At 74.4% G+C, this 7197-nt stretch carries 7 protein-coding genes; 3 read left to right on the plus strand and 4 right to left on the minus strand.

Annotated elements, in window-relative coordinates; translation table 11 throughout:
* Positions 1-11: 11 nt before the first annotated feature.
* Together HCJ93_RS12195 and HCJ93_RS12200 are read right to left on the minus strand one after the other, a co-directional pair.
* Positions 12-602: a TetR/AcrR family transcriptional regulator gene (locus HCJ93_RS12195; protein WP_309141383.1), complete on the minus strand. Its 591-nt coding sequence runs from the start codon at positions 600-602 to the stop codon at positions 12-14.
* 489 nt (positions 603-1091) lie between these two features.
* On the minus strand, positions 1092-2138 hold the full coding sequence (locus HCJ93_RS12200; protein WP_167994109.1) for a LacI family DNA-binding transcriptional regulator: 1047 nt from the start codon (positions 2136-2138) through the stop codon (positions 1092-1094).
* A 245-nt stretch (positions 2139-2383) separates the two neighbouring features.
* Here HCJ93_RS12200 and HCJ93_RS12205 point away from each other — a divergent pair, with 245 nt between their 5' ends.
* Genes HCJ93_RS12205 through HCJ93_RS12215 form a run of 3 tightly spaced genes read left to right on the plus strand, consistent with a single transcriptional unit; the run spans position 2384 to position 5552 of the window.
* Positions 2384-3541, plus strand: a complete 1158-nt coding sequence (locus tag HCJ93_RS12205; protein ID WP_167994111.1) for a Gfo/Idh/MocA family protein — start codon at positions 2384-2386, stop codon at positions 3539-3541.
* A complete protein-coding gene (locus HCJ93_RS12210; protein ID WP_167994113.1) occupies positions 3538-4689 on the plus strand; it encodes a dihydrodipicolinate synthase family protein in 1152 nt (383 codons plus the stop codon). Before HCJ93_RS12205 ends, HCJ93_RS12210 begins: the two co-directional genes overlap by 4 nt.
* On the plus strand, positions 4686-5552 hold the full coding sequence (locus HCJ93_RS12215; RefSeq protein WP_167994115.1) for a sugar phosphate isomerase/epimerase family protein: 867 nt from the start codon (positions 4686-4688) through the stop codon (positions 5550-5552). The genes HCJ93_RS12210 and HCJ93_RS12215 overlap by 4 nt, the downstream gene beginning before the upstream one ends.
* 321 nt (positions 5553-5873) lie before the next feature.
* Here HCJ93_RS12215 and rbsD read toward each other — a convergent pair whose 3' ends face one another.
* Positions 5874-6263, minus strand: a complete 390-nt coding sequence (gene rbsD / locus HCJ93_RS12220; RefSeq protein ID WP_167994123.1) for a D-ribose pyranase — start codon at positions 6261-6263, stop codon at positions 5874-5876.
* Positions 6260-7165 carry a ribokinase gene (locus HCJ93_RS12225; protein ID WP_167994125.1) on the minus strand — a complete coding sequence of 302 codons (906 nt, stop codon included), beginning with the start codon at positions 7163-7165 and terminating at the stop codon, positions 6260-6262. Before HCJ93_RS12225 ends, rbsD begins: the two co-directional genes overlap by 4 nt.
* Positions 7166-7197: the final 32 nt, after the last annotated feature.

Below are 7197 nucleotides of genomic sequence, written 5' to 3' on the forward strand. Positions count from 1 at the left end.
GCGGGGCGGGGTCAGCCCCTGGTCGCATGGCGGGCCAGGAAGGTGCGTACCGCCTCCTCGATCACCACATCGGCCTCCGGCCCGCCGGCACTCTCCTCGGTGAAGGCCATGACCCTCGGCCAGACGAGGAACTCCTGGACCAGGCCCATGAACTGCCGCGCCGCGAGACGGGTGTCCGGGCAGTCCAGCTGCCCGTCACGCACCAGGGCGTCGAGCCGCTCCGTGAACGCCGCCACCACCGGCTCCTTCCCCAGCCGGTAGAACTCGTCCGCGATCCACGGGTGCCGGGCCGACTCCGCCACCACGAGCCGGGCGAACCGGATCTGGTCCGTCTCCTCGGCGAAGTGCCGCAACGACCGCGCGAACTCCCGCAGAACCTCTGCGGCGCCGGCGTCCTCGTCCCCCGAGTCCGCCTGCCGCTCCGCCCAGGCGAAGCCCGACCAGTGCTCCCGCACCATCTCCCGGAACACGGCCTCCTTCGACCCGAACCGGTTGTACACGGTCTGCCGCGAAACCCCGGCCCGCTCGGCAACCCGCTCCAGACTGACCCCGGCATACCGGTCAGCCAGAAACAGCTCCTTGGCGGCCCGCAGGATCCTCACATCCGACCCCGACCTACGCCGCCCGGCATTCCGGCCCGCCACAAGCCCTCCCGTTCCGATCTTGACTTTACAGTCCAGTCAAACTCACCCCACCCGAAACCGCAACCCAACCCCGCCACCGGATCGCCCTGAACACCACCCCACCCCACCCACCGCAGGCACCTGCGCACCCACTCGCGGGTATGCGCGCCGCGCGGGCCGGCCTGAACACAGCCGCACCCCGCCCCACCCCGGGCACCCGCACGCCCACCCCCGGGCACCCGCACGCCCATCCGCGGGCATTCGTGCCGCCTGGGGCGGCACGGGTGGACGCGCGCGGGCGGCACCCCGCTGGCGCCGGGCTGCGCACCCCACCCCCGGGCGCGCCCGGCCAACCCGCACGATCGACCCACCCGCGGGCACGCCCGGCCGACCCGCACGATCAATCGCGCGCCGCTCCGGAGGAGCCCCGCACGATCAACCGCGCGCCGCTCCGGAGGAGCCCGGTACTCACCCCCGCGGCACTCCGGAGGAGCCCCGCACCATCAACTCCCCCCGCACCGAAGCAATCCCCCCAGGCGGCGCCTCTTCCCTCCCCATGGCGATCCGTCCGGCCCGAGCCCCCGCCTCCGCCAGCGGCAACCGCACCGTCGTCAACGCCGGCACCGCATCCACGCTGAACGGCAGATCGTCGAACCCCGCCACCGACACATCCCCCGGAATCCCCAGCCCCGAGTCCCGCAACGCCGCACACACCCCCAGCGCCACCGAGTCGTTCGCCGCCACCACCGCCGTCAGCGACGCATCCCTCCGCAGCAGCTCCAGCGCCGCCTCGTAACCGGCCTGCCGGTCGTACCGCCCGTGCACCACCCACCGCGGATCCGCGGCGATCCCATGCGCCGCCAGCCCCGCCCGGTGCCCCTCCAGCCGGTGCCGCGTCGTCATCTGCCCCTCGGGCCCCGCGACGTACCCGATCCTCCGGTGACCGAGACCGATCAGATGCTCCGTCAGCTCCTGCGCGCCACCCCGGTTGTCGAAGGCCAGCGCCACCGCCCCGGTCCCCGGCGCCGGCGGCCGCCCGCACAGCACCACCCGCGTCCCCGCCTCCGTCAGCTTCCGCAGCTTCGCGTCCATCGCCGCCCGGTGCGCGGCGTCCTCGACGACCCCGCCGGTCAGCACCACCGCCGCGGCCCGCTGCCGCTGCAGCAGCGTGAGATACGTCAGTTCGCGCTCCGGCGACCCGCCCGTGTTGCACACCACCGCCAGCCGCTCCCCGCCCGCACGCCCCCCGGGCCCGCCGATCTCCGACTGGATCGCGCTCGCCATGATCCCGAAGAAGGGGTCGGCGATGTCGTTCACCAGGATCCCCACCAGGTCCGAGGTCGCCGCGGCCAGCGCGCTCGCGGGCCCGTTGAGCACGTAGTCCAGCTCGTCCACGGCCTTGAGCACCCGCTCCCGGGTGGACGCCGCCACCGGGTAGTTGCCGTTGAGCACGCGCGACACCGTCGCGGGTGAGACCTGGGCCCGGGCCGCCACGTCCGCAAGGGTCACCGTCATGTCGTGTCCTCCGCCTCGCGCGTTCCACCGTTCGGACCACGTTGCGACCAGACCTTAAGGCCACGCGCCGCGTTGTTCGCCCCCTCGAACAACATGGGCTTGCAATGGTCTTGCCCACACCCCGCGCCGGCACTATCTTCCTCATCGCAGAAAGCGCTTGCTGTCACCCGCGTCCACCCCCGCCGCCACCGGAGACCGCGCGGCGCGGCCCGGCCCGGCACCCGCCCGCACACGAAGGGACCCAAGTGACCCGCAGAACGGTGCGCATCGCCATGAACGGCGTGACCGGACGGATGGGCCACCGCCAGCATCTCGTCCGCTCGGTCCTCGCCCTGCGCGAACAGGGCGGCCTCGCCCTCGACGACGGCACGGTGCTGTGGCCCGAACCCGTCCTGGTCGGCCGCCGCGCCCCCGCCCTCGAGCAACTCGCCGACCTCCACGGCCTCGACCGCCGGAACATCTCCACCGACCTCGACGCCGTCCTCGCCGACGAGACCGTCGACATCTACTTCGACGCACAGATCACCTCCGCCCGCGAGGAGGCCGTGCGCAAGGCGATCGCCGCCGGCAAGCACGTCTACACCGAGAAACCCGTCGCCGGCACCCTCGACGGCGCCCTGGACCTGGCCCGCCGCGCCACCGCGGCCGGTGTCCGGCACGGCGTCGTGCAGGACAAGCTCTACCTGCCGGGGCTGCTCAAGCTGAGGCGGCTCGTCGCGTCCGGCTTCTTCGGCCGCATCCTGTCCGTGCGCGGCGAGTTCGGCTACTGGGTCTTCGAGGGCGACTGGCAGCCGGCCCAGCGCCCCTCCTGGAACTACCGCGCCGAGGACGGCGGCGGCATCGTCAGCGACATGTTCCCGCACTGGGAGTACGTACTGCACGAGCTGTTCGGCCGCGTCACCTCCGTCCAGGCGCTCACCGCCACCCATGTCCCCCGCCGCTGGGACGAGAACGGCAAGCCCTACGAGGCCACCGCCGACGACGCCGCCTACGGCGTCTTCGAGCTGGCGGGCGGCATCGTCGCCCAGATCAACTCCTCCTGGGCGGTCCGCGTCCACCGCGACGAGCTGGCCGAGTTCCAGGTGGACGGCACCGAGGGCTCCGCGGTGGCGGGCCTGCGCCGCTGCCGCGTCCAGCACCGGTCCGTCACCCCGAGACCCGTCTGGAACCCGGACGTCCCGGCCACCGGCTCCTTCCGCGACCAGTGGCAGGAGGTCCCGGACGACCAGGAGTCCGGCAACGCCTTCAAGGCCCAGTGGGAGGAGTTCCTCCGGCACGTCCACACCGGCGCCCCCTATCCCCGCGACCTGCTGGCCGGCGCCCGCGGAGTGCAGCTCGCCGAGCTGGGTCTGAGGTCCTCCGCCGAGGGCCGTCGCCTCGACGTACCGGAGCTGACCCTGTGACGATCCGACTGCCCGGCGCCGACGGCCGGCTGCACCCCTACGAGCCCCGCCGCGAGCCCTTGGCCCTGCGCCCCGGCGCCCCTCCTGCCTCCCGCACGGTCCTCGCCGCCGCCCACGTCGTCGCCGACCCGTGCGCGGACCCGTCGCCCGGCGCCCCCGCGGCCCTGGACTGGGACGCCACCCTCGCCTTCCGCCGCCACCTGTGGGCCCACGGGCTCGGGGTCGCCGAGGCCATGGACACCGCTCAGCGCGGCATGGGCCTGGACTGGCCGGCCGCCGCCGAGCTGATCCGCCGGTCGGCGGCGGAGGCGAAGGCGGCGGGCGGCAGGATCGCCTGCGGCGCGGGCACCGACCAGATCACCGGCGGCACCCTCGCCGAGATCCGCGCCGCCTACGAGGAACAGCTCGCCGTCGTCGAGGAGTCGGGCGCGCAGCCGGTCCTGATGGCCTCCCGTGCCCTGGCCGGGGCCGCCCGGGGCCCCGAGGACTACCTGGAGGTCTACGGCCACCTGCTGCGCCAGTCCGTGCGTCCGGTGATCCTGCACTGGCTGGGCCCGATGTTCGACCCGGCGCTGGAGGGCTACTGGGGCTCGACCGACCTGGACACGGCGGCCGGCACCCTCCTGGAGCTGGCCGCCGCCCACCCCGGCAAGGTCGACGGCGTCAAGATCTCCCTCCTGGACGCCGGACGCGAGATCGCCCTGCGCCGCCGCCTGCCCCCGGGTGTGCGCTGCTACACCGGCGACGACTTCCACTACCCCGGGCTGATCGCCGGCGACGACCACGGCTTCAGCCACGCCCTGCTGGGCGTCTTCGACCCGCTCGGCCCGCTGGCGGCCGAGGCGGTGCGCCGGCTGGACACCGGGGACACCGGGGGCTTCCACGCCCTCCTCGACCCCACCGTGGAACTGGCCCGCCACCTCTTCCAGGCGCCCACCCGCTCCTACAAGACCGGCGTGGTGTTCCTCGCCTGGCTCGCCGGTCACCAGTCGCACTTCACCCTGCTCGGCGGCCTGCAGTCGGCCCGCTCCCTGCCGCACCTGGCCCGCGCCTACGAACTGGCCGACCGCCTCGGCCTGTTCCCCGACCCGCGGCTGGCAGAGGCACGGATGAGGACCCTGCTCACCCTGTATGGAGTGAACCCATGAGCAGTGCCCCCGTGAGCAGCCCCACGAGCGAGCCGCCGGCTCCGGAGCGCTTCTCGGTCAATCAGATGACGGTCCGCCAGCTGTCGCTGCCCGAGCTGGTCGACGCCTGCCGCGAGCTGGGCGTGACAGGCGTGGGCCTGTGGCGGGAACCGGTGCGGGCGTACGGGGTCGAGGCGGCGGCGACGCTGGTGCGCGACGCGGGCCTGACGGTGACGACGCTGTGCCGGGGCGGGTTCCTGACCGCGACCGGCCCGGCGGAGCGGGCCGCGGCCCTCGCCGACAACCGCCGTGCCGTCGACGAGGCCGCCGCGCTGGGCACGGACGTGCTGATCCTGGTCTGCGGCGGGCTCCCGGCCGGGTCCAGGGACCTGCACGGTGCCCGGGAGCGCATCGCCGACGCCCTCGCCGAGCTGGGCCCCTACGCCGAGCGGCACGGGGTGCGGCTGGCCGTCGAGCCGCTGCACCCGATGTTCGCGGCGGACCGCTGTGTGATCTCCACCCTGGCCCAGGCCCTCGCCCTCGCCGAGCGCTTCCCGGCCCGTCAGGTCGGCGTGGCGGTGGACACGTACCACGTCTGGTGGGACGACCGGGCCCCGGACCAGATCGCCCGGGCCGGCGCCTCGGGCCGCATCCACGCCTTCCAGCTCGCCGACTGGACCACTCCGCTGCCCGCGGGAGTCCTCGAGGGCCGCGGCCAGCTCGGCGACGGTGCGATCGACCTGCGCGCCTGGCGGGCCCGGGTGGAGGCGGCCGGTTACACCGGCCCGATCGAGGTGGAGCTCTTCAACACCGCCCTCTGGGCCCGTGACGGCCGCGAGGTCCTCGCCGAGACCGTCCGCCGCTTCACACAGCACGTCGTCTGAAGGCACCGGGGCCGCGGCACCCTGGCCAAGACGCCCGGACCCCTCCCCGAGCGCCCGGAAATTTCTCGAATGGGCCGTGCAACCTTCTCCCGACTCCGCGGGTCGTACTTGATGTCAGAACTTCTGAGGGGGGACCCGGGGGGGACTCGGGGGGTTCTGACGGGGGGAGGAACCGAGGGGCCCGGTCGACGGACCGGGCCCCTCGAAATCTCGGCGCGCGGGCCGCGGCCCGCCTGGTGTGGGGACGGGCGGGCCGCGGCCGGCGCGCAGACCAAGAGAGCGGTCGAGAGCCGTCGCACCGGCAGAGCACGCCGGAGCGCGTCAGAAGAACACCCCGCAGCGCAGCAGCACATTCGCGTACGGCCGTGCCTCGCCGGTGCGCACCACGAGCCGCGCACCCGCGGTCAGCTCCTTGAGCCGCTCGTGCGGCACGAGCGTGAGGGCGGGCAAGTGCTCCGCGAGCAGCCCGGCCGTCTCCGGATTGGCCTCCCGCACCTCGCGCGCCGCCGTCGCCCCTTCGACCACCAGCTCGGCGAGCAGACCGCGCAGCACCTCGGCGAACGACGGCACACCGGCCCGGAACGCCAGGTCCACCACGCGGGGGCCGTCGGGAATCGGCATCCCCGCGTCGCACACCAGCACCCCGTCGCCGTGCCCGAGTTCCGCCAGGGCGCCCGCGAGATGCCGGTTGAGGATTCCGTGCTTCTTCACAGGGCCGCGACCTCCGCAGCCGTCGGGAAGGACACCTGCGCCCCCTGCCTGGTGACCGTCGCCGCGCCCACCCGGGCCGCGTAGGCGGCGGCCTCCGCGAGCGGCTCGCCGGAGCCCAGCCGCCAGGCCAGGGCCGCGGTGAACGCGTCGCCCGCACCGGTGGTGTCCACGGCCTCCACCGCGACGGACGGGATCCGGGTGACGCCGTCCGGGGAGGCGACCAGCGCGCCCTCGCCGCCCAGCGTCACCACCACCGAGCGCGGCCCCTTGGCCAGCAGCAGCCGCGCCCAGTCCTCCGGCTGGTCGCTGACGCCGGCGCTGTCGCCGAGGATCACCTTCGCCTCGTGCTCGTTGACGATCAGCGGGTCGCAGGCCGCCAGCACCTCGGAGGGCAGCGGCCTCGGCGGCGACGGGTTGAGCACGAACCGGCTGCCCGGCGCCAGGTTCCGCACCACCTCCACCACCGTCTCCAGCGGGATCTCCAGCTGAGTGGACACCACCCGCGAGGCGTGGAAGAGGGACACGGCCGCCCGCACGTCCGACGGCGCCAGCCGCGCGTTGGCGCCCGGGGAGACGACGATGCTGTTGTCCCCCGACGGGTCGACCGTGATCAGCGCGACCCCGGTCGGTGCCCCGCCCACCAGCACACCCACCGTGTCGGCGCCGGCCTTGCGCAGCGAGTCCAGCAGCAGCCGGCCGTGCTCGTCGTCGCCGACCCGCGCGAGCAGCGCGGTGCGGGCGCCCAGCCGGGCGGCGGCCACCGCCTGGTTGGCTCCCTTGCCGCCCGGATGGACGGCCAGGTCGGAGCCGAGCACCGTCTCCCCGGCGCCGGGCCGGCGCTCCACCCCGATCACCAGGTCGGCGTTGGCCGAACCGACGACCAGGAGGTCGTAGTCGTACATCGATCGCTCCCCGATCCGCGTGCGGCGGGCGG

The organism is Streptomyces composti (assembly GCF_012034205.1).
GTDB classification, from domain to species: domain Bacteria; phylum Actinomycetota; class Actinomycetes; order Streptomycetales; family Streptomycetaceae; genus Streptomyces; species Streptomyces composti.

Bases quoted from the DNA above. Each gene is read 5' to 3' on its own strand.
- HCJ93_RS12200 (WP_167994109.1), bottom strand. From the start codon at position 2,138: ATGACGGTGACCCTTGCGGACGTGGCGGCCCGGGCCCAGGTCTCACCC.
- HCJ93_RS12225 (WP_167994125.1), bottom strand. From the start codon at position 7,165: ATGTACGACTACGACCTCCTGGTCGTCGGTTCGGCCAACGCCGACCTG.
- HCJ93_RS12215 (WP_167994115.1), top strand. From the start codon at position 4,686: ATGAGCAGTGCCCCCGTGAGCAGCCCCACGAGCGAGCCGCCGGCTCCG.